The sequence below is a fragment of the Mixta sp. BE291 genome (assembly GCF_031457955.1).
Taxonomy (GTDB): Bacteria; Pseudomonadota; Gammaproteobacteria; order Enterobacterales; family Enterobacteriaceae; genus Mixta.
In genome coordinates this window covers 47,229-68,002 of record NZ_JAVDXN010000014.1, presented here as the reverse complement: position 1 = coordinate 68,002, position 20,774 = coordinate 47,229, and the positions used below count along the sequence as shown (strand labels likewise).

The window sequence follows — 20,774 nt, the reverse complement described above, 5'->3', positions numbered from 1 at the left end:
ACAGGGGCAGCCGCGATTATTACAGCGCTTCGTCGAGCCACTCATTAAAGGGCGCTTTCGGCATCGCGCCGTTTAGCATATCCGCCATTTCACCCTGTTTGAACAGCATAATGGTAGGAATACTGCGAATGCGGAAGCGGGCGCTGAGCGCGGGTTCGGCTTCGGTATTCACCTTCAGGAAGCGCACTTTGCCGCTGCGTTCGCTGGCGACATCTTCATAAATGGGCGCGAAGTTGACGCAGGGGCCACACCAGGGCGCCCAGAAATCAATCACCACCGGCAGATCGTCCTGCAGATATTTATCCAGCGTCGCGGCGGTAGCGTTGACGACCTCGCCATCAAACAGTTCGTTACCGCAGCGGCCGCATTTTGCGCCATCGGCTATGCGCTCTTCCGGAACGCGGTTCGTTGCCTGACAGGATGCACATACCGTATTCATTTATCACCTCAGAGTTTATCGTTAACGGCGCATTAAACTGCTAATTTTATGCGTAAGCTTAATTATCAATCGCACGCTATTAAGCAACAACATGGAATGGTCAATGAATATAATAGTTGACGACTTTTAGCCGAAGTTGATGGCATACAACCTGGGCTTCAGGTAATCTTCGCGCTTCGCGCTCAGCAGGTGGAGGAACAGATGAACGACGAATTCAAAGGTAAAAGCGGCAAAGTCAAAGTGATGTATGTTCGCGGTGATGATAACAATGATAAACGCGGACAAAATCCCCGTACGGGCAAAGGCAGCAGGCCCGGCGCTGACCGTCAGGAAGGAAGCCGTCGTCCATCGCGTCAGTCTGAAAGCCCGGCTCGCGGCGGACGTGACGGCGGCAAGTTCCGTGGCGACCGCGAGCGTGACCGTGATGAGCTGCCGCGCGGCGAGTCGCCGTGGCGTACCGTTTCGCGCGCGCCAAATGAAGAGGCGAAGCCCGATCACGGCGGCATCAGCGGTAAAAGTTTTATCGATCCAGGCCAGCTGCGTCGTCAGCGTCTGGAAGAGACCCGCGTCTATGGTGAAAACGCCTGTCAGGCGCTGTTTCAAAGCCGTCCGGAATGCATCGTACGTGCCTGGTTTGTCCAGAGCGTAACGCCGCGTTTTCGCGATGCGCTGCGTTGGCTGGCAGCTAACCGCAAAGCCTACCACGTGGTGGACGAAGCCGAGCTGGAGAAAGCGTCCGGCACCGAGCATCATGGCGGCGTGTGCTTCCTGATCAAAAAGCGCGTGGGTACGCCGGTAAGCGAATGGCTGTCCACCGAGCGTGAGCAGGATTGCGTGCTGGCGCTGGAAAACCTGGGTAACCCGCACAACATCGGCGGCATTATGCGCAGCAGCGCGCATTTCGGCGTGAAAGGCCTGCTGGTGGATGATGCCGCGGTGCTGGAATCGGGCGCGGCGGTACGTACCGCGGAAGGCGGGGCCGAGCATGTGCAGGCGCTCAGCGCCAAAAGCTTTGTCGCCGGTCTGGAAGCGTTCCGTAACGCAGGCTACACCATTGTGACCACCTCCAGCCATAAAGGCAGCACGCCGTTAACGCAGGCGAAACTGCCGGCGAAAATGGTGCTGGTGCTGGGACAAGAGAGCGATGGCCTGACTGAATCTGCGCTGCAACAGGGCGATCTGAGCGTGTCGATTGACGGCACCGGTAAGGTTGAGAGCCTGAACGTTTCGGTGGCGACCGGTATTCTGTTAGCGGAGTGGTGGCGACAGAACCACTAAGCCGCACGCAGGCAGATAAAGAAAAACGGGCATGAAGCCCGTTTTTTTATGCCTGAAAATCAGTGCGCGCCACCGCCACCGCCACCGGAGGTGAAAGGAGGGCGGGCAAACCAAATCAGCGCCAGCAGGATCAGGAAGACCCCGGCGGAGGCCCAAAAAATCTCGTTGGCGGAGATAATCAGCCCCTGATCGGTGATCTGCTTAGCGATGTAGCCGGAAGCCTGCTGCTGCGTCATGCCCAACTGCTCCAGCTGTTGATAGGTTTGTTGCGCATTGGGGTTATAAGGATTAACCGACTCGGCGAGATAACTGTGATGCATCGACTCGCGATTCGTCCACATCGTGGTGGTAATTGATGTGCCGATCGAACCGGCCAGCGTACGCAAAAAGTTCGACAGGCTGGAGGCGGCGGCCAGGCGTTCCGGCGGCAGCCCCGATAGCGTAATGGTGGTCAGCGGCATAAAGAAGCAGGCCACCGCCAAACCCTGCACAAATTGCGGCCAGGCGGACGCACCAAAGTCCATGCCCGGTTCAAAGGTGTAAGCGCGCCAGTAGAAACAGACGGCATACATAATAAAGCTGAACGTCACCAGACGCCGCATATCGACTTTATGGGCAAACCGACCGATTATCGGCGACAGGATCACCGGGAAAATCCCGACCGGCGCGGAAGCCAGCCCCGCCCAGGTGGCGGTATAGCCGTAAACCTCCTGCAACAGCTGCGGCAGCAGCACGATGGAGCCGAAGTAGAGCATATAGGCCAGGCTTATCGACAAACAGCCAATAGTAAAATTACGCGATTTAAACAGCGTCAAATCCACCACCGGATGATCGTCGGTCATCTCCCAGACAAACAGCACCGCCAGCGCCACCACCGCGATCACCGTGAGTACGATAATTTCCGTCGAGCTAAACCAGTCCAGTTCGCGTCCGCGATCCAGCATAATCTGCAATGCGCCGATGCCGACCACCAGTAGCACCAGGCCTACCGTATCGATAGGGCGGATTTCCGTTTTGGTCTCACGGTTACGCAGCGTTTGCAGCGTCAGGATGGTCACGACAATCCCGATGGGCACGTTAATAAAGAAAATCCAGCCCCAGTGGTAGTTATCACTGATCCAGCCGCCGAGGATCGGGCCACAGATGGGCGCCACCACCACCGTCATCGCCCAGAGCGAAAGGGCGATACTGCGTTTTGCTGGCGGATAGTTACTTAACAGCAAACTCTGCGACAGCGGAATCAGCGGGCCGGCAACCAGCCCCTGAATCACGCGAAACAGAATCAGCATCGTCAGGCTATCCGCCACGCCGCACAGAAAAGAGGCGGCGGCAAAGGCGATCGTCGACCAGACAAACAGCTTCACCTCGCCAACGCGCTTCGCCAGCCAGCCGGTAATCGGAATGGAGATGGCATTCGCCACGCCAAACGAGGTGATAACCCAGGTTCCCTGCGAGTTAGACGCCCCGAGGTTCCCGGCAATGGTCGGAATGGCAACGTTGGCGATGGTGGAATCCAGCACCTGCATAAAGGTCGCCAGCGACAGCGCAATGGTCATCAGAACCAGCTGAGCGCCTTCAAGCGGCTTTTGTGCCATAACAGCCTCCCGCGTTATTCGCCCGCATTGGCGCGAATAATCTCGCTGATTAACTGATTCACCGGCGCCAGATCGATCGCCAGCGCATCACTCTGATAAGCCGGTGACTGACGCGCCTGTGAAGCCAGCACGTTGCCTTCTTTATTGGACGTATCCACTTTCACCAGCGTGGAGAGGCCAATGCGCAGCGGATGCTCGGCAACTTCTTTGCTATCCAGTTCGATACGTACCGGTAAGCGCTGCACAACTTTAATCCAGTTGCCGGTAGCGTTTTGCGCGGGAAGCAGAGAAAAGGCGCTGCCGGTGCCCATATCCAGGCCAACTACTTTGCCGTGATAAACCACGTCATCACCATAAATATCGCTGACAACCGTTGCCGACTGACCAATGCGCACGCCCGCCAGCTGGGTCTCTTTAAAGTTCGCATCAACCCAAACGCCGGTTGCCGGCACCACCGCCATCAGTGGCGTCGAGGTGGAGATTTGCGCGCCGACCTGCACGCTGCGGCGTGAAACATAGCCATCGATAGGACTGCGGATTTCGGTGCGCTGTAAGGCCAGCCAGGCATCACGCAGCGCCGCGGCATTCTGTTTTACCGCCGGTTGGTTTTCCAGCGAGGTGTTAAGAATTGCCGCCTGGTTCGCGTTATATTGCTGTATCGCCACATCCAGCTGCGCTTTGGCGGTAGCGACCGCATCGCGTGCGTGCTGCAGCTCTTCGCGGCCAATCAGGTTAGACGCGCCCAGCGGCTCGCGGCGTTTCAGATCCGCCTGCGCCTGCTCCAGCGCAGTTTGTTGCAGCTGAATCGTGGCCTGATACTGTTTACCGTTGATCATCAGCTGATGGGTCTGACGCACGCTGGTGGCCAGGGCGGTTTGCGCTTTTTCAAACGCCTGTTCGGCGTCGGTTTTATCCAGCGTGACCAGCACATCGCCTTTTTTCACAAAGTCGGTATTGTCGAAACCGATCTTGTTCACGCTACCGGACACCTGAGACATAATCTGCACCTGATTGCCTGCGACATAGGCATCATCGGTCTCTTCAAAATGACGCAGCACCAGCGCCCAGTAAATCAAATAAGCAACACCCACCAGAACAAACAAAACAGCCAGAAAAATTAACGCACCTTTGCGCTTTTTCTTTTTATTGGTTGGCTGTTGCGGTTGTTGTGTTTCCGCATTCGCACTCATGCTTTTCTCCACGTTTTCAACGTATACACCTGTTTCGGGGTGCGCCTTTCCATGTGCGCAGGGTCCCAAGCCTAAAATGCCAGCGAAAGCGCTGGCATGGATAAAAGGGGATTAAAATAACGATTTCTTGGCGTGATTGTGTCGCAGGAATTGCTATTGATGAGAGAGAGAAGAAATAACTTCCTCTGCATCCATTTGATCAAGACGGCTTAATAACTTACGCGTCAGGCTTTCCAGCTGCGCTTTTTCGCTGTTGCTCAGAGAAGACCACAGATATTGCAGGCTCTGATGCTGCGGCGGAAGCACCTGATGCAGGAAGGCGTTGCCTTTTTCCGTCAGATGCAGATGCAGGCAGCGGCGATCGTTATCGCTTTCACGGCGTTCAATCCAGCCGCGTTTTTCCAGCTCATCGGCAATGCGCGTGGCATTGGTACGGGAGGAACCCAGCGCGGCGCTCAGTTCTGAAGGCTGGATGCTCTGGTTTTCCTGCGCGTCCAGCGTAATTAACGCCATAAACAGTGTCTCGTTAATCCCCTGAGCTTTCAGCATTTTGTTGCGGTTATCCAACAACTTGCTCTGCATATGCATACACAGACGCGTCAGCACGATCTCCTGGAGTGGGAAATCTTTATGACGTGTAGCACGAATATTCAGCATCTGTTCAATGGGAGTAAACGAACTTTCCATCTTAAAGGAACCTCATTAGTTGCAACTGGTATAGTAATGGTGATGACGAAACAGACATGAACATCTTGACCAGTAGCGATAGCTCATACGATCGCAACGTCATCATCTAAGTTTTCGGCTCACTCCCTAAACCGAAGGTGGGCAGCATAACGCTCAGATGCCGCGGGTCTTATAGCATCGGAGCCTACCGGGCAACACTCACCCAAAACGCACGTTTTTTGGCGACAAATCATGCCTGTCGCTAATGTAGTAAGCGAATAATCGCCACCGTTTTCGTGCGGGCAGAGTGCCATCTGACAGCAATATTCTTTCCCTGACCTGAATAATTGCTTATGAAAAAATAACTGATATGAATAAATTTATCGCTAACCATACCAGAGTGAGTTACGGCTTTATAGCCTGTAGTTACTGAAAAAAAGGGCTATTTACACTTTGTGTATTAATTATTGTGATCTTCGTAGCGGTGGCCTTGCCACCAGCTTAACAGGTTAAGCAAAGTTAATAGCGTGCCCGCAATACAGACGCCATACCAGCCAGCAAAATGATAAGCGCTGGCGGAGATAAGCGAACCGGCAGCGCCGCCGATAAAGTAGCTGGTCATATAGCCAGCCGTCAGTCGGTTACGCGCCTCGGGCATGCGCCGGTAGATCACGCTCTGATTGGTGATGTGGACGCCCTGTACCGCTAAATCGAGCAGAATAATGCCGGCAATCAGCGCTATCAGGGAATGCGCCCCCAGCGCGGTTAAGCCCCAGGACGCCAGCATAATCAGCAACCCCAGCGTGGTGGTCAGGCGCGCTTTGCCCCGATCCGCCAGCGAACCCGCCTGACGCGCCGCCAGCGCGCCCGCCGCGCCTGCCAGTCCCAGCAGGCCGATCTCGCCTTCCGAATAGTTAAACGGCGGAGCGGCGAGTAAAAACGCCATTGAGGTCCAAAGCACGCTGAAATTAGCGAAAGAGAGGCAGCCAATCATGGCGCGGGTGCGGAGAACGCGTGACTCGGCATACAGGCGGAAGATAGAGCCCAGCAGCTGCGGATAGCTAAGCGCCACGGTTTGACGATAGCGCGGCAAGCCGCGCCACAGCGCCAGCGCCATCAATACCATCAGCACGCTGGCTACCCAGAATACCGCGCGCCAGCCGCCCAGCTGTGCCAGCGCACCGGCAACGGTACGGGCCAGCAAAATGCCAAGCAGCAGGCCACTCATCACGGTGCCCACCACTTTGCCGCGTTTTTCCGGCGCGGCGAGCGTGGCGGCCAGCGGCACCAGCAGCTGAGCAACCACCGAAAACAGGCCGGTCAACGCGGTGCCCAACAGCATCATGCCCAGGCTGGTGGAGAGCGCAGTGATCACCATGCCGCCTGCCGCCAGCAGGCTCATGCCCACAATCAGCCCGCGTCGCTCCAGGCGATCGCCCAGCGGCACCAGCAGCAGCAGTCCCGCCGCATAGCCAAGCTGGGCGGTAGTCACGATAAAACCGGCCTGATTAACCGACAGGTTAAAGCTGTGGGCAATGGTATCCAGCAGGGGCTGCGCATAATAGTTACAGGCCACCGCCAGTCCCGTGGCGATTGACATGAGCGCGACCAGCGTTGGGCTAAGCCCCTGGGTTGTTGAATTCATAAGCAATAAGCAAGGTTGATAATTCGTCGAAGCTAATAGTAACTCAAAAAACTATTTCATTGTTGGTTGTGTTTAACAGGACATACCAGTTTTGTTTACCTTTATCCGTGCCAGCGTAACCTTTAGCTGATGTAAAGAAAGAATAAATAAAAAACGGGCAACAGATGCTGCCCGCTCAAATGGTGACGATGTTGCCGTATGGGAAAGGTTAACGTTTAGCCTGTGCTACCCGTTTTTTGGGCGGGCCTCATCGGGCCAGACGCGTTAAATCCGTACTCCGCCTTATTTTGCGGCAGCTTTCGCATCCTCGACCCAGCGATCGAACTGCGCCTGATACGCTTTAATCCAGCCATCAACATGAGCGTTAATCTCCTGCTCAGAAGCGTGGCCCTGATGCATGCGGGAGTTTTGCGCATTGATGTCGGCAATCGGCAGTTTCATCTCAGCAAACAGGCGTGCCGCCGCCGGATTTTTCTCGGCCCACGCTTTGTTTGCCACGATGTGCATGGTATTCACCGGGAAACCGTAGTTAGCACCGTTCGGCAGTTGGGTATCCACCTCTTTCTGCGCGCCCGGCATGGAAGAGAACGGCACCTGCAGCCAGACGACGTCGCGGCCCGGCACCAGCACATCGCTGATCCAGTAAGGCGTCCAGGTATAATAAAGAATCGGTTTTCCCTGCTTATAGCGAGCCAGGGTATCAGCCATCATGGCGGCATAGTTACCCATGTTTGGCTCCACGGTCTTATCCAGGCCGAAGGCTTTATTCTGATGCAAGATGACTGCTTCGCAGCCCCAGCCCGGCGCGCAGCCGGTCATATCGGCTTTGCCGTCGCCGTTGGTATCAAACAGGCGCGCCAGCTTCTCATCTTTTAGCTGATCGATACGGGTAATATGATATTTCTCGGCGGTTTTCTTATCGATCAAATAGCCTTGCGCCGCGCCGGTAACATAGGTTCCCTGGCGATAAAAAGCCTTATCGCCGCCAGCGGCCTGATACATATCGTCATGCAGCGGTTGCCAGTTCACCGCGGTAAAGGTGGCGTCGCCGGAGGCAATTGAGGTATAGCCGACGTTATAATCCACTTCTTGTGGCTTCTCGACGCGGTAGCCCAGTTTCTCCAGTGCGCGGCTTACCAGTAGTGTCTGGAAGCTCTCTTCAGAAATGGTGCTTTGAATTGGCTTAACGGTCATGCCTTGACCGGGTAAATCAGCGGCGAACGTCGGCACGGCAGCCAGCGAGGTCAGAGCGGCGGCCAAAAGGGCAGTTTTACGCATAGCGGTTTCCTTATAAGTTTATTATCAGGCGATAACGGGGCGGCGTGCAGAGACGCCGCCTGCGCGTTATTTAATCAGACGGGTCAGTAAACCCAGCGGGCCGGTGGCGTACCAGCGTTGATTGCCACGGCTGCGGCTGTTGCGGCCAAAGGACTGGGTCAGGCGATCGAGAATAATGGCGAGAATCACGATACCGACGCCGCCTACGGTAGCCAGCCCCATATCAAGACGGCCAATGCCGCGCAGCACCATCTGTCCAAGGCCGCCGACCGCGATCATTGAGGCGATCACCACCATCGACAGCGCCAGCATCAGCGTCTGGTTCACGCCCGCCATAATCGTCGGCATCGCCAGCGGCAGCTGCACTTTAAACAGCATCTGTCGCGGGTTAGCGCCAAACGACTCCGCCGCCTCAATTAAATCTTCCGGCACCTGCTTAATGCCCAGCACGGTAAGACGCACAATTGGCGGCAGGGCAAAGATAATGGTCACCACGACGCCCGGCACGTTGCCGATGCCAAACAGCATCACAATCGGCACCAGATAGACAAAGGCCGGCGTGGTTTGCATCGCATCCAGCAGCGGACGAATAATGCGTCCGGCGCGTTCGCTGCGCGCCAGCCAGATACCCAGCGGCAGGCCGATAACAATACAGAACAGCAGGGCGGTTAATACCAGCGCCAGCGTGACCATCGCCTGCGACCAGGCGCCGATAGCGCCGATCAGCACCAGCGAGACCAGCGTGGCGACGCCCATGCTAACGCTGGAGAGCTGCCAGGCGATAAGCGCAAACAGCACAATCGCTACCGGCGCGGGCATGCCCAGCAGCAGCTGTTGAAACGCGCTGAGGATATAATCCACCGGAATGCGAATACCCTGAAACAGCGGACGGAAATGGCTAACGATCCAGTCGATCCCGTGTGTAACCCAGCTATCCAGCGGGATCAGCGTGTAGTGAAAAGGATCCAGCACATTAAACGATTCTGCCTGCGGCGCAGGCGCGCTGTTAAGCCAGTCGCTGCTGCTGGCGACGGCATCGTGGCCGCCAGCCGCATTGGAAGGCGAGCCCCAGGCGTCGGCGCTGCCGGTCGCGTCGGAAGGGGAACCCCAGGCGTCGGCGCTGCCGGTCGCGTCGGAAGGCGTCCCTCCGGCATCAGCGCCGCCGGTGGATTGTGTTGCCCCGTCAGCGGCAGGCTGCGCCGTGCCGCCCCAGGGATCGCTGGCGGTAGCGGTTGAAGCGGGCTGCGCTGCGCTGGTTTCCCATGGATTACTGATTGCCTGACTCATGGCTGATTCCCCTCACGATCCAGTGCCTGTAACAGCGTGCCTTTAGAAATGACCCCAATGTACTGCTGTTCTTCACCGACAATCGGCACGGCGCAGGGCGCCTGAGCCACATGCGACAGCAATTCATTCAGAGAGGTATCGCCCGTTACGGCGGCAGGCTCGGCAAGCAGGGCGGTATCAATGCCGCTACCGGCCGCCAGCGCCGCCTTCAGCGAATCGGTGGAAACTACGCCCACAAACTTCTGTTTATCCAGCACGTAGCCATATTCCCGATCTTCATCCTGCAACAGCTTAATGGCCGAGCGCGGGCCAAAACCGGGAGATTTACGGATCAGCGCGCTGGCACCGCGACGAGCAATATCTTTGGCGCTAAACACATGGCTAATATCCACGCCACGGAAAAAGGTGCGCACGTAGTCATTGGCGGGATTATTTAAAATTTCATCCGGCGTGCCGACCTGCACCACTTCGCCGCCCTGCATAATGGCGATGCGATCGCCAATACGCATGGCTTCATCAAGATCGTGGGAAATAAAAATAATGGTGCGCTGATGTTTCGCCTGTAGCTTTACCAGCTCATCCTGCATTTCAGTGCGGATTAAAGGATCGAGCGCGGAAAATGCCTCGTCCATTAATAAAATATCGGGGTTAATTGCCAGCGCGCGCGCTAATCCAACGCGCTGGCGCATTCCGCCGGATAATTCATCCGGCCAGGCGTGGGCATAATTTTCCAGCCCAACCTGACGCAGCGCCTCCAGCGCTTTTTCCTGCCGTTCCTGCTGCGGAACGCCCGCTAATTCCATGCCGAAAGCGGTATTATTCAGCACGTTCATATGCGGCATCAGCGCGAATGACTGAAACACCATGCTGATCTTATTTCGCCGTACGTCGCGCAGCTCGCTGTCAGATATTTTCGCAATATCGACGCCGTCAATAATTACCTGGCCGCGTGTCGGCTCTATCAGACGATTGAGAAGGCGAACCATGGTGGATTTCCCTGAACCGGAAAGCCCCATGATGACAAATATCTCGCCTTCTTCAATGGCCAGACTGGCATTTTTAACGCCTAAAGAGAGTCCGGTTTTTTCCAACAGCGTTTCTTTGCTGACGCCTTTATCAATATATTTAAAAGCACGCTCGGGATTTTCGCCAAATACTTTATAAAGATTCTTTGCTTCAAGCTTAATTGCCATGCAATTTAAGTTTCCTGGTTAGTTAATTATTTACAGTGAGACTTGTCCTGGTGAATTTAAAACGGTCTATACCCTATCATACTTAGCATCTCAGACAACCCTTTGCGCGCCGCGCGGCATCACACTTTGAGATGCGCATCTCACCTCAGGTCAGAAGGAGTAAGGGCTAAGGCGGAATAATCGCTGGCTAAAAAAAGATGAATTTCAGGGGTGAGAAGGGGCGTTTTTGCCATTATTTTTAGGAAAAAATCGCGAGCAATTGTGATTAATCACGCAGGATGAAATGATTATTTTTGACGAAGTGTCTGGGTTTGAATTGTGTTATTTGATCGGCATTAGCAGTGAAAAAAGAACAGGGCGCTGAAGCGCCCCGGAGATTATTTAAAAATCCCAGTCCTCATCTTCGGTATCCACCGCTTTGCCCATCACATACGAGGAACCGGAGCCGGAGAAGAAATCATGATTTTCATCGGCATTAGGCGACAGCGCGCTTAAAATCGCCGGGTTTACCTGGGTCATCTCCGCCGGGAACAGCGCCTCATAGCCCAAATTCATCAGCGCCTTATTGGCGTTATAGTGCAGGAAGGCTTTTACCTCCTCCAGCCACGGCGTGTCGCCATACAGCGCCTCGGTATAGGCCAGCTCGTTATCATACAGCGCCATCATCAGTTCAATAGCAAACTGTTGCAGCGCCTCACGGCGGGCGGAGTCAACTTTTTCCAGCGCTTTTTGATACTTATAGCCGATGTAGTAGCCATGCACCGCCTCATCGCGAATAATCAGGCGAATAAGGTCGGCGGTATTGGTGAGCTTACCGCGGCTTGACCAGTACATCGGCAGCCAGAAGCCGGAATAGAACAGAAACGATTCCAGAAAGACGCTGGCAATCTTCTTTTTCAGCGCGTCGTCGGCGCAATAGTGCTGGTGGATCAGCGCCGCTTTATTTTGCAGCGGGCCGCAGCTTTCGCTCCAGGCGTAGGCGGCGTCCACCTCGTTAACCGAACAGAGCGTTGAGAAAATCGAGCTGTAGGAGCGGGCATGCACCGCTTCCATAAAGCTGATATTCGACATCACCGCCTCTTCGTGCGGCGTCAGCGCATCGCTCATCAGCGCGGGCGCACCGACGCCGTTTTGCAACGTATCCAGCAGCGTCAGGCCGGTAAACACGCGGATGGTTAGCTGCTGCTCCGTTTTGCTCAGGCTATTCCATGCCGGTAGATCGTTCGAAAGCGGCACCTTTTCCGGCAGCCAAAAATTGCTGGTCAGCCGGTTCCAGACCTCCAAATCCTTCTCATCTTCAATGCGGTTCCAGTTTATCGCCTGGATGCGCTTAAGGTTTTGCATAGATCCATCCATTCAGTTTATAGCGAGCAGGAAACGCAGCCCTGTACCTCGGTGCCTTCCAGCGCCATCTGCCGCAGGCGAATGTAATAAAGGGTTTTAATACCTTTCTTCCAGGCGTAAATCTGTGCGCGGTTGATATCGCGCGTGGTCACGCCGTCGCGGAAGAACAGCGTCAGCGACAGGCCCTGATCAACATGGCGCGTCGCTTCCGCATAGGTATCAATAATCGCCTCCGGGCCAATCTCATAGGCATCCTGCCAGGCGGCGAAATTCTCGTTGCTCAGGAAGGGCGCCGGATAGTAAACGCGGCCGGTCTTGCCTTCTTTGCGGATCTCAATCCGCGAGACGATAGGGTGGATGCTCGAGGTGGCGTGATTGATATAAGAGATCGATCCGGTGGGCGGAATCGCCTGCAAATTTTGGTTATAGAGGCCGTCGCGCATCACCGCGTCACGCAGCGCTATCCAGTCCGCCTGGTTCGGCAGCGCGATACCCGCGTCGGCAAACAGACGGCGGATGCGCGCGGTACGCGGCAGCCAGGCCTGCTCAATATACTGCGTAAAATAGTCGCCGCTGGCGTAGCGCGACTGCGCAAAACCGGCAAAGCACTGCTGACGTTCGCGCGCCAGCTGGTTTGAGGTGCGTAGCGCATGCCAGGTAATGCAGTAAAAGTAGAGGTTGGTAAAGTCCAGCGCCTCTGGCGATCCGTAGGCGATCCCTTCCCGTGCCAGATAGCCGTGCAGGTTCATCTGCCCCAGGCCAATGGCGTGCGACTGCGCATTGCCCTGCTCGATCGACGGCACTGAATGAATATGGCTCATCTCTGATACCGCGCTCAGGCCGCGCACGGCAATCTCAACGGTACGCGCCAGATTGCCGGAATCCATCGCGTGGGCAATATTCAGCGAGCCGAGGTTACAGGAGATATCTTTGCCCACCTGGCGATAGCTGAGATCGTCATGGTAGCTGGAAGGGCTGTTCACCTGCAGGATCTCGGAACAGAGATTGCTCATATTGATACGGCCCTGTACCGGATTGGCACGGTTGACCGTATCCTCAAACATGATGTAGGGATAGCCTGATTCAAACTGAATTTCCGCCAGCGTCTGGAAAAACGCGCGCGCGTCGATAAAGGTTTTGTGGATACGCGCATCCGCCAGCATCTCATCATACTTCTCGCTGATGCTGATATCGGCAAACGCCTGGCCATACAGGCGCTCCACGTCATACGGCGAGAACAGCGCCATCGGCTGATTCTCTTTCGCCAGACGAAAGGTCACATCCGGGATCACCACGCCGAGCGACAGGGTTTTAATCCGGATTTTCTCATCGGCGTTTTCCCGTTTGGTATCAAGGAAACGCAGAATATCGGGATGATGCGCATGCAGATAAACCGCGCCCGCGCCTTGCCGCGCGCCCAGCTGGTTGGCATAGGAAAAGGCATCTTCCAGCATCTTCATCACCGGGATCACGCCGGAGGACTGGTTTTCGATACGCTTGATCGGCGCGCCCGCTTCGCGCAGGTTAGAGAGCAAAAAGGCTACGCCGCCGCCGCGTTTTGACAGCTGTAACGCCGAATTTACCGCGCGACCAATGGATTCCATATTGTCTTCGATACGCAACAAAAAGCAGGAGACCAGTTCGCCGCGCTGCTGCTTGCCGCAGTTCAGGAACGTCGGCGTAGCGGGCTGGAAGCGACCGGAGAGGATCTCTTCCATCAGCGCGGAGGCTAACGCTTCATCGCCCTGCGCCAGCGTCAGCGCTACCATGCAGACGCGATCGGGGAAATCCTCCAGATAGCGTTTGCCGTCGAAGGTTTTCAGCGCATAACTGGTAAAGAATTTCCACGCGCCTAAAAACGTCTGGAAGCGGAAGCCCCAGCCGGCCGCCCGCTCAAACAGCTGGCAGACAAACGCAAAGGGATAAGCGTTCAGCACGTCCGCTTCATAGTAGCCTTCCGCCACCAGATATTGCAGCCGCGCCGTCAGCGAATCGAAAGGCACGCTGTTGGGGATCACCTGCTGCAAATAGAACTGGCGCGCCGCCTCACGATCTTTATCAAACTGGATATTTCCCTGCTCATCATAAAGATTGAGCATGGCGTTCAGCGCATGATAATCGGGCGCTAGCTGTGGGCTGTCTGTTGTTGCCAAAATTGGGTTACTCCCGCTTTAACGTTGGCGATATCGTCGGCGGTTCCCATTAGCTCGAAGCGGTAAAGGTAGGGAACCTGACATTTTTGCGCAATGATGTCACCGGCGAGGCAAAAGCCTGCGCCGAAGTTGCGGTTGCCTGCGGCAATCACGCCGCGCAGCAGCCGACGGTTAGTTTCATCATTAAGAAACTGAATAACCTGAGCGGGCACCGCACCGCGGGCACTGCCGCCGCCGTAGCTGGGCACCACCAGGATAAAAGGGCGATCTACTTGCAGGCGCTGTGCTTTATCGATCGGAATGCGCCGCGCGGGCAGGCCAAGTCGGATAATGAAGCGATGGGTGTTTTCCGACTGGCTGGAAAAGTAGACCAGCATCGGCTTAGCCCTGCGCCTGCGGCGCCAGGCGCATCAGCTTATCGGGACGAAAACCGCTCCAGTGATCGCCATCGGCCATTACTACCGGCAGCTGGCGATAGCCCAGCGCTTTCAGGTTCTCGATAGCCGCAGGCTCGTCGTCCAGATTAACCAGCTGATAAGCCAGACCCTGCTTATCCATAATGTTTTTGGTCGCGGTACACTGCATGCAGTTGTTTTTAGTGTAAATAGTAATGAGCATGATTCGTATTTCCTTTTATGGTCCTGAAACCCTGTGCTACATTACACGCCAGCGCATAATGCGCTGCGCCTGAATTACAAGGTGTTGTGTCTGTTTGTTGTTTTGAATACTAGATGTAGCGTTTTGGATTTTCAACCATGAAGATGTCAGGCCTAACGGCAAACCACGACGCAGGGCGCGTCAGCGCTGGGGAAATTTTTTTCAGGCAAAAAAATCCCCGCACGCGGCGGGGACAGGGAAGGCAGATCGGGGGTTAGCGACGGGAAGCCAGCAGCGCGCCGATAAAGATACCGATAGCGGTACCGACGCCTGCGCCGTGCCACGGCTTATCGCGAATCCAGGTGTCAACCTGCTGGCCCGCGTCACGCGCCGCCTGACGCACGCCGTTACGGCCGTTGATTTTCGCACGGGTCTCTTTCAGCAGCGCTTCTGCTTTGCTGCGCGCCGCGTCAATATCATCTTTGGTTTTGCTGCCATACGATTTCAGTAAGTCGTCCAGCGCATCTGCCAGTACCGAAACGTCCTGCTGCACGTCTAATTCATCATTTTTCACTGTTTGTTTAGACATTTTTCCTCTCCCTTTGCTGAATAACGTAATACTTAGTGTAGACCATTCCCGGTCAGCGAAGCGCGAAAGGGGGCCAGAGGCGGACTTTCTGGATAATTCTGAATGTCCCTGGCTGCTGCGCTGAGGTAAGGTTGCGAAGCTTTATAAGATTGAGAGGAACAAGCATGTATTTACGACCAGATGAGGTGGCACGCGTTCTGGAGAAGGCTGGCTTTGAAATGGATACCGTGACGCCGAAAACCTATGGCTATCGCCGTGGCGAAAACTATGTTTACGTCAACCGCGAAGCGCGCCTGGGGCGAACCGCACTGGTCATTCATCCGACGCTGAAAGAAAAAAGCCTGAACTACGCGGACCCGGCGTCAGATATCAAGACCTGCGATCACTATACGCACTTCCCGATGTACCTTGTGGGCGATACGCAGGATCACTACGGCATTCCGCACGGTTTCAGCTCGCGCGCCGCGCTGGAGCGCTATTTACAAAGTATGTTCGGTTAACCTTATCCGCCCGACCGCTGTTAAGCCATACCGCTTGTTACGTTGCATTCTGCCGCATGGACAGGTATAAACTTTGCCACATTTAGAAGTTTAGACGTCCATACGGATCAGGCAACCATGCAGTCAGAACAGCCGCAAGGCGGACAATTTAAACGTAGTATGAAGGCGCGCCATCTGGTGATGCTTTCTCTGGGCGGTGTGATCGGCACCGGCCTGTTTTTCAATACCGGCTATATCATTTCCACTACCGGTGCGGCAGGAACGCTACTGGCGTACCTGATCGGCGCGCTGGTGGTCTGGCTGGTGATGCAGTCGCTGGGCGAGCTGTCGGTAGCGATGCCGGAAACCGGCGCGTTTCACGTTTACGCCTCGCGTTACCTTAGCCCAGCCACCGGCTACACCGTGGCCTGGCTCTACTGGCTGACCTGGACCGTTGCGCTCGGCTCCAGCCTGACGGCGGCCGGTTTTTGTATGCAGTACTGGTTCCCGCAAACGCCGGTCTGGCTCTGGTGCCTGGTGTTCTGTCTGGCGATTTTTCTGCTGAATGTCATCTCCACGCGCTTCTTCGCCGAAGGGGAATTCTGGTTCTCGCTGATTAAAGTGATCACCATTCTGGCGTTTATCATTCTGGGCGGCGGCGCGGTATTCGGCCTGATTCCGCTCAAAGATGGCACGCCCGCGCCGTTTTTCCATAACCTCACCGCTTCCGGCTGGCTGCCGCACGGCGCGCTGCCGATCCTGATGACCATGGTGGCGGTTAACTTTGCCTTCTCCGGTACCGAACTGATTGGCATCGCCGCTGGCGAAACGGAAAATCCGCAGAAAGTGCTGCCGCTGGCGATTCGCACCACCGTTGCGCGCCTGATTATTTTCTTTATCGGCACGGTGCTGATTCTGGCGGCGCTGATCCCGATGGAGCAGGCGGGCATCGTAAAAAGCCCGTTTGTGCTGGTATTTGAGAAAATCGGCCTGCCCTGGGCGGCGGATATCTTTAATTTCGTGATTCTGACGGCCATTCTTTCGGCGGCTAACTCTGGCCTTTATGCGTCGGGCCGGATGCTCTGGTCGTTATCGAATGAAGGTACGCTGCCGCGCTGTTTCTCGCGCCTGACGCGACGCGGCATTCCGCTGGTGGCCATTAGCGCCAGTATGCTGGGCGGGCTGCTGGCGCTGTTTTCCAGCGTGGTTGCCGCCGATACCGTTTACGTCGCGCTCTCCGCTATCTCTGGTTTCGCCGTGGTGGCGGTCTGGCTCAGCATCTGCGCCTCCCATTACGCCTTCCGGCGGCAATATCTGCGCGAAGGGCGGCCGCTTGCCGGGCTGAAATTCCGTGCGCCCTGGTTCCCGCTGACGCCGATTCTGGGCTTTGCGCTCTGCCTGCTGGCCTGCGTCGGGCTGGCATTCGATCCTGAGCAGCGCATCGCGCTGTGGTGTGGTTTGCCCTTTGTGGCGATCTGCTATGGTGCTTACTGGTTAACACAACGCAAAACGCAAAACAGCGCTAAGGAAAAACAACATGTTATTTGATCCCATTGCCGATCTTTTACAGCGTCGCGATACGCTGATCCTGGATGGCGCGCTGGCGACGGAGCTGGAAGCGCGCGGCTGTATGCTTGCCGATGCGCTGTGGTCAGCCAAAGTGCTAATGGAAGATCCGCAGCTGATTTATCAGGTGCATTACGACTATTTTGCCGCCGGGGCGCAGTGCGCGATCACCGCCAGCTATCAGGCGACGCCGCAGGGTTTTGCCGCACGCGGGCTGAGCGAGCTGCAATCACGTGAGTTGATTATTCGCAGCGCTGAGCTGGCGCTGCGCGCGCGCCAGGACTATTTGACGCAGCAGCCGCAGGCCGCGCCGCTGCTGGTGGCGGGATCGGTCGGGCCTTACGGCGCTTTCCTTGCTAACGGCGCAGAATATCGCGGCGATTATGCGCTGCCGCAACAGGAAATGATGGCGTTTCATCGTCCGCGCGTAGAGGCGCTGGCGGGTTCCGGCATCGATCTGCTGGCCTGTGAAACGCTGCCTTCTTACGCCGAACTTGAGGCGCTGGTGGCGCTGCTGGCGGAATTCCCCGCCATGCCCGCCTGGTTCTCTTTTACCCTGCGCGACAGCGAGCACCTCTCCGACGGCACGCCGCTGACAAAGGTCGCGGCCTTGCTGAATGGTTGTCCGCAGGCGGTGGCATTGGGCATCAACTGCATTGCGCTGGAAAAGGTGACGCCAGCGTTAACTACGCTGCGCGGCCTGACCGCCAAACCGCTGCTGGTCTATCCCAACTCTGGCGAGCAATATGATGCGGTCAGCAAAAGCTGGCACAGCGCGCCAGCAGGCTGTTCGTTACAGGATAAGCTAAGCGAATGGCGCGCTGCCGGTGCGCAAATTATTGGCGGCTGCTGCCGCACCACGCCGCAGGATATCGCCGCGCTGGCCCACAGCTGCGCGCATCCGTAACCTTTCACACCGCCTTAGCGCCGGGAAAGGCAATCCGGCGCTAAGGAAAAGCGCCGCGTTGCCGATTACACTACTACCAAACCGTAAAATTCAGGAAAGCGTATGAAACGCCTGTTACTGGCGCTGGCGGCAGCATCGCTGCTCAGCGGCTGCGCCACCATTGTTGGCTCCGAAACGCAAAGCGTGCGCATCGATTCGATTCCGCAAGGAGCAACCTTTGTTGTACAGGATGAAACCGGACGCGCGGTAGCGGAAGGCATTACCCCGAAAACCGTGGTGCTGGAGAAATCTACCGGCCGCTATTTCGGCAAAAAAAGCTATCAGGTGATGATGGAGCGGCCTGGCTACGTTCCGCTGACGCTGCCGTTAAAAGAGAAGGCGAACCTGTGGTATATCCTCGGCAACATTCCGCTGGGCGGCTTCCCCGGCTGGCTGCTGGTGGATCCGTTTTATGGCGGCATGTACAACATTGAACCGGCCGTGGTTCAGCCGGTGATCAACCGGGTCGGCGCGCGCGCGGGCTGACCGATTTTCTGCCCGTAAGCGGTCGTCAGCGACACACCCGATCGGCGTACGGGCTGATACGCGCCAGTCACGGCAGCGCGTGAGCGTACCTCCGCGCTGCTGCGCGCCTACTGGGCGGTGGGTTTGACCATCGCGCCGGGATGGGCTTTATGCTTTTCCAGATACTGATGCTGGAAAATGCACATGCGAATGGTGTTACGGTACTCGCCGTTAATAAAGAATTCGTGCTTCAGTACGCCTTCGATCTCAAAGCCCAGCTTGCTGTAGATATGGATCGCTTTCTCATTCTCCTGATCGACAATCAAATAGAGCTTATACAAATTCAGCACGGAAAAACCGTAATCCATTGCCAGCTTCGCTGCCTGGCTGGCCAGCCCTTTGCCCTGATGCAAAGGATCGATAATGATCTGGAACTCGGCGCGGCGATGGACATGGTTGATCTCCACCAGTTCCACCAGGCCCGCTTTCTCGCCGTGGTTTTCCACCACAAAGCGACGCTCGCTCTGATCGTGTATATGTTTGTTATACAGGTCAGACAGTTCAACAAACGCCTCGTAAGGCTCCTCGAACCAGTAACGCATCACGCTGGCGTTGTTATCCAGCTGATGCACAAAGTGCAGATCTTCCCGCTCAAGCGGACGTAATTTCACGCTCATACAAACATCCTGGTAAAAAAGAGAACATATTTTAGTTGCGGCGCGCTTAGAACACAGCCTGTGGTTTGCAGGATACTATCGCTACCAGCGCCACTTTTATCATAGAGAACAAGCGCTCCTTCGGGTAACTTATCTTGTATGAAGCAGATTTTTTCAGATTTTAAGAATTTCACCAATCCGCGAGGTATGGTGCGTGGATATCGGATGTGCATTGGCTGAAATAATAGCGGGAATATAAATGAAACTTTTAATGCCGGCAGGGTTTATTAAATGTTTAGCTATAGAATTAACCGGATTCCGCTGCTTATAATACCGAAGCATCATTAACGCTAAGGAGCAGCGTATAGATACGGTTGAAGAATTAAACGGAACTTATTTTTATAATGGAATCGCTAATATTTCAGCGGGTGAGTTGTTTTTTTGGATCTTGCTGGACGAAGTTAATGATTACATTGGTGGCGTTGAAAACATCACAACGATATCATTGATTTTGCTTGGACAACCGCTAATAAAAACCAGAGGGAAACCCATGGGTACAACGCCTGGGACTTCTGTTGCATCAGTCACAGCAAGGCGCTTGCTGAATATTGAACTTCCTTATCCTCTGCCAACATTTACTAATGCCAGTATAAAAACCCTTAAACCGATGATGGTCAATAATCTGGGTGCATTTGTTGGTCGTACTGTTCCTGTTTTAGGATGGGGGTTATTGACAAAAGATGTGGCGCTAATAACCTTTAATACGTTACATAAATATAATAAAATTGTCCGTGGAGGTGACAAAATATGGTAACTGACGACGAGGTTCTTGCTTTTTTTCGTCGCGAACTACCCGTACTTGCCACGCTACGGTTTAAACCGATTCCCTTGAAACTTGATGACATATTGCAGGAGTATGCGCCAGCAGACGATCTGCTAACGGCAATTGATAAATATGACGCGGTATTTAACGTCGACGTTTCGCCATTAAATCTGGATGATTATTATCCCTGGGAAATTCCCTGGTTTTTCCGACAATGGTTTACGCAAAAACCGGTGATACAAACCCGTAAGCCCCTGAGCGTGCGTATGTTTGCCGAATCAGCCAGGGCGGGGCGCTGGCTGTATAGCTAAGCGATGAGCAGCGCTACAATCACATAGCGGAAAGCCGGTTAACAGTGATGGCAGCCCGTTGTTGGGCAGGCTGCCGGAAACTCAGCAGACGCCGAAGTCGCCATCTTCATGGTAAGGATTCACCAAGCTGGCCGGGATCTCGATCTCTTTTTGCTCTGCGTCATCAATCCGCGCGCACCACAGCGTTTCACCCTCCACGCGCACGATCTGCATTTTTGGGCCGCCGGTTTTCGCCTGCACAAAATCACCTTTCTGAAACATGCTTTTCTCCATC

The 20,774-nt window shown here is 55.3% G+C and carries 22 protein-coding genes; 7 read left to right on the top strand and 15 right to left on the bottom strand.

Annotation, left to right across the window (positions count from 1 at the left end; all coding sequences use genetic code 11):
- Nucleotides 1-19: 19 nt before the first annotated feature.
- The gene (gene trxC, locus J2X14_RS20555; protein ID WP_352413000.1) at nt 20-439 is read right to left on the bottom strand and encodes a thioredoxin TrxC; all 420 of its coding nucleotides are present in this window, start codon (nt 437-439) and stop codon (nt 20-22) included.
- Between the two features lie 201 nt (nt 440-640).
- Here trxC and J2X14_RS20550 point away from each other — a divergent pair, with 201 nt between their 5' ends.
- On the top strand, nt 641-1,717 hold the full coding sequence (locus J2X14_RS20550; protein ID WP_352412999.1) for a tRNA/rRNA methyltransferase: 1,077 nt from the start codon (nt 641-643) through the stop codon (nt 1,715-1,717).
- Nucleotides 1,718-1,776: 59 nt separating this feature from the next.
- Here J2X14_RS20550 and emrB read toward each other — a convergent pair whose 3' ends face one another.
- The 12 genes from emrB to J2X14_RS20490 all read right to left on the bottom strand — a co-directional run bounded on the left by emrB (nt 1,777) and on the right by J2X14_RS20490 (nt 15,254).
- Complete coding sequence (emrB, locus tag J2X14_RS20545; RefSeq protein WP_352412998.1) at nt 1,777-3,312, bottom strand: multidrug efflux MFS transporter permease subunit EmrB; 1,536 nt, start codon at nt 3,310-3,312, stop codon at nt 1,777-1,779.
- A gap of 14 nt (nt 3,313-3,326) precedes the next feature.
- Nucleotides 3,327-4,502: a multidrug efflux MFS transporter periplasmic adaptor subunit EmrA gene (gene emrA / locus J2X14_RS20540; protein WP_352412997.1), complete on the bottom strand. Its 1,176-nt coding sequence runs from the start codon at nt 4,500-4,502 to the stop codon at nt 3,327-3,329.
- A 153-nt stretch (nt 4,503-4,655) separates the two neighbouring features.
- Nucleotides 4,656-5,189, bottom strand: a complete 534-nt coding sequence (gene mprA / locus J2X14_RS20535; protein WP_352412996.1) for a transcriptional repressor MprA — start codon at nt 5,187-5,189, stop codon at nt 4,656-4,658.
- Between the two features lie 439 nt (nt 5,190-5,628).
- A complete protein-coding gene (locus tag J2X14_RS20530) occupies nt 5,629-6,813 on the bottom strand; it encodes an MFS transporter (RefSeq protein ID WP_352412995.1) in 1,185 nt (394 codons plus the stop codon).
- Nucleotides 6,814-7,095: 282 nt separating this feature from the next.
- Nucleotides 7,096-8,091 carry a glycine betaine/L-proline ABC transporter substrate-binding protein ProX gene (gene proX, locus J2X14_RS20525; protein WP_352412994.1) on the bottom strand — a complete coding sequence of 332 codons (996 nt, stop codon included), beginning with the start codon at nt 8,089-8,091 and terminating at the stop codon, nt 7,096-7,098.
- A 66-nt stretch (nt 8,092-8,157) separates the two neighbouring features.
- On the bottom strand, nt 8,158-9,378 hold the full coding sequence (proW, locus tag J2X14_RS20520; RefSeq protein ID WP_352412993.1) for a glycine betaine/L-proline ABC transporter permease ProW: 1,221 nt from the start codon (nt 9,376-9,378) through the stop codon (nt 8,158-8,160).
- Nucleotides 9,375-10,571 carry a glycine betaine/L-proline ABC transporter ATP-binding protein ProV gene (gene proV, locus J2X14_RS20515; protein WP_352412992.1) on the bottom strand — a complete coding sequence of 399 codons (1,197 nt, stop codon included), beginning with the start codon at nt 10,569-10,571 and terminating at the stop codon, nt 9,375-9,377. Before proV ends, proW begins: the two co-directional genes overlap by 4 nt.
- Before the next feature lie 381 nt (nt 10,572-10,952).
- Nucleotides 10,953-11,915, bottom strand: coding sequence for a class 1b ribonucleoside-diphosphate reductase subunit beta (gene nrdF / locus J2X14_RS20510; protein WP_352412991.1), 963 nt, complete (start codon nt 11,913-11,915; stop codon nt 10,953-10,955).
- Nucleotides 11,916-11,932: 17 nt separating this feature from the next.
- Complete coding sequence (gene nrdE, locus J2X14_RS20505) at nt 11,933-14,068, bottom strand: class 1b ribonucleoside-diphosphate reductase subunit alpha (RefSeq protein WP_352412990.1); 2,136 nt, start codon at nt 14,066-14,068, stop codon at nt 11,933-11,935.
- Complete coding sequence (gene nrdI, locus J2X14_RS20500; protein ID WP_352412989.1) at nt 14,041-14,445, bottom strand: class Ib ribonucleoside-diphosphate reductase assembly flavoprotein NrdI; 405 nt, start codon at nt 14,443-14,445, stop codon at nt 14,041-14,043. The genes nrdE and nrdI overlap by 28 nt, the downstream gene beginning before the upstream one ends.
- Nucleotides 14,446-14,449: 4 nt before the next feature.
- Entirely contained in the window at nt 14,450-14,686 is a 237-nt protein-coding gene (nrdH, locus tag J2X14_RS20495; protein ID WP_352412988.1) for a glutaredoxin-like protein NrdH, read from the bottom strand.
- A gap of 253 nt (nt 14,687-14,939) precedes the next feature.
- Nucleotides 14,940-15,254, bottom strand: coding sequence for a DUF883 family protein (locus J2X14_RS20490; protein ID WP_352412987.1), 315 nt, complete (start codon nt 15,252-15,254; stop codon nt 14,940-14,942).
- 164 nt (nt 15,255-15,418) lie between these two features.
- Between J2X14_RS20490 and J2X14_RS20485 the strand changes: the two genes are divergently transcribed.
- The 4 genes from J2X14_RS20485 (at nt 15,419) to J2X14_RS20470 (ending at nt 18,731) form a co-directional block, all read left to right on the top strand.
- On the top strand, nt 15,419-15,754 hold the full coding sequence (locus J2X14_RS20485) for a DUF2002 family protein (RefSeq protein WP_352412986.1): 336 nt from the start codon (nt 15,419-15,421) through the stop codon (nt 15,752-15,754).
- Nucleotides 15,755-15,871: 117 nt separating this feature from the next.
- A complete protein-coding gene (gene mmuP, locus J2X14_RS20480; RefSeq protein ID WP_352412985.1) occupies nt 15,872-17,281 on the top strand; it encodes an S-methylmethionine permease in 1,410 nt (469 codons plus the stop codon).
- On the top strand, nt 17,271-18,206 hold the full coding sequence (mmuM, locus tag J2X14_RS20475; RefSeq protein WP_352412984.1) for a homocysteine S-methyltransferase: 936 nt from the start codon (nt 17,271-17,273) through the stop codon (nt 18,204-18,206). Before mmuP ends, mmuM begins: the two co-directional genes overlap by 11 nt.
- Before the next feature lie 102 nt (nt 18,207-18,308).
- Complete coding sequence (locus J2X14_RS20470; protein WP_352412983.1) at nt 18,309-18,731, top strand: hypothetical protein; 423 nt, start codon at nt 18,309-18,311, stop codon at nt 18,729-18,731.
- Nucleotides 18,732-18,838: 107 nt separating this feature from the next.
- Here the strand turns inward: J2X14_RS20470 and speG are convergent, their stop codons facing one another.
- Entirely contained in the window at nt 18,839-19,387 is a 549-nt protein-coding gene (speG, locus tag J2X14_RS20465; protein WP_352412982.1) for a spermidine N1-acetyltransferase, read from the bottom strand.
- Between the two features lie 343 nt (nt 19,388-19,730).
- On the opposite strand from speG, the gene J2X14_RS20460 reads away from it, so the two are divergent.
- Nucleotides 19,731-20,180, top strand: coding sequence for an STM2901 family protein (locus J2X14_RS20460; RefSeq protein WP_352413007.1), 450 nt, complete (start codon nt 19,731-19,733; stop codon nt 20,178-20,180).
- Nucleotides 20,174-20,500, top strand: a complete 327-nt coding sequence (locus J2X14_RS20455) for a DUF1493 family protein (protein ID WP_352412981.1) — start codon at nt 20,174-20,176, stop codon at nt 20,498-20,500. The genes J2X14_RS20460 and J2X14_RS20455 overlap by 7 nt, the downstream gene beginning before the upstream one ends.
- A gap of 81 nt (nt 20,501-20,581) precedes the next feature.
- On the opposite strand, the gene J2X14_RS20450 is transcribed toward J2X14_RS20455, so the two are convergent.
- Nucleotides 20,582-20,761 carry a GDFGVC terminal motif YodC-like protein gene (locus tag J2X14_RS20450; RefSeq protein WP_352412980.1) on the bottom strand — a complete coding sequence of 60 codons (180 nt, stop codon included), beginning with the start codon at nt 20,759-20,761 and terminating at the stop codon, nt 20,582-20,584.
- Between the last annotated feature and the right edge of the window lie 13 nt (nt 20,762-20,774).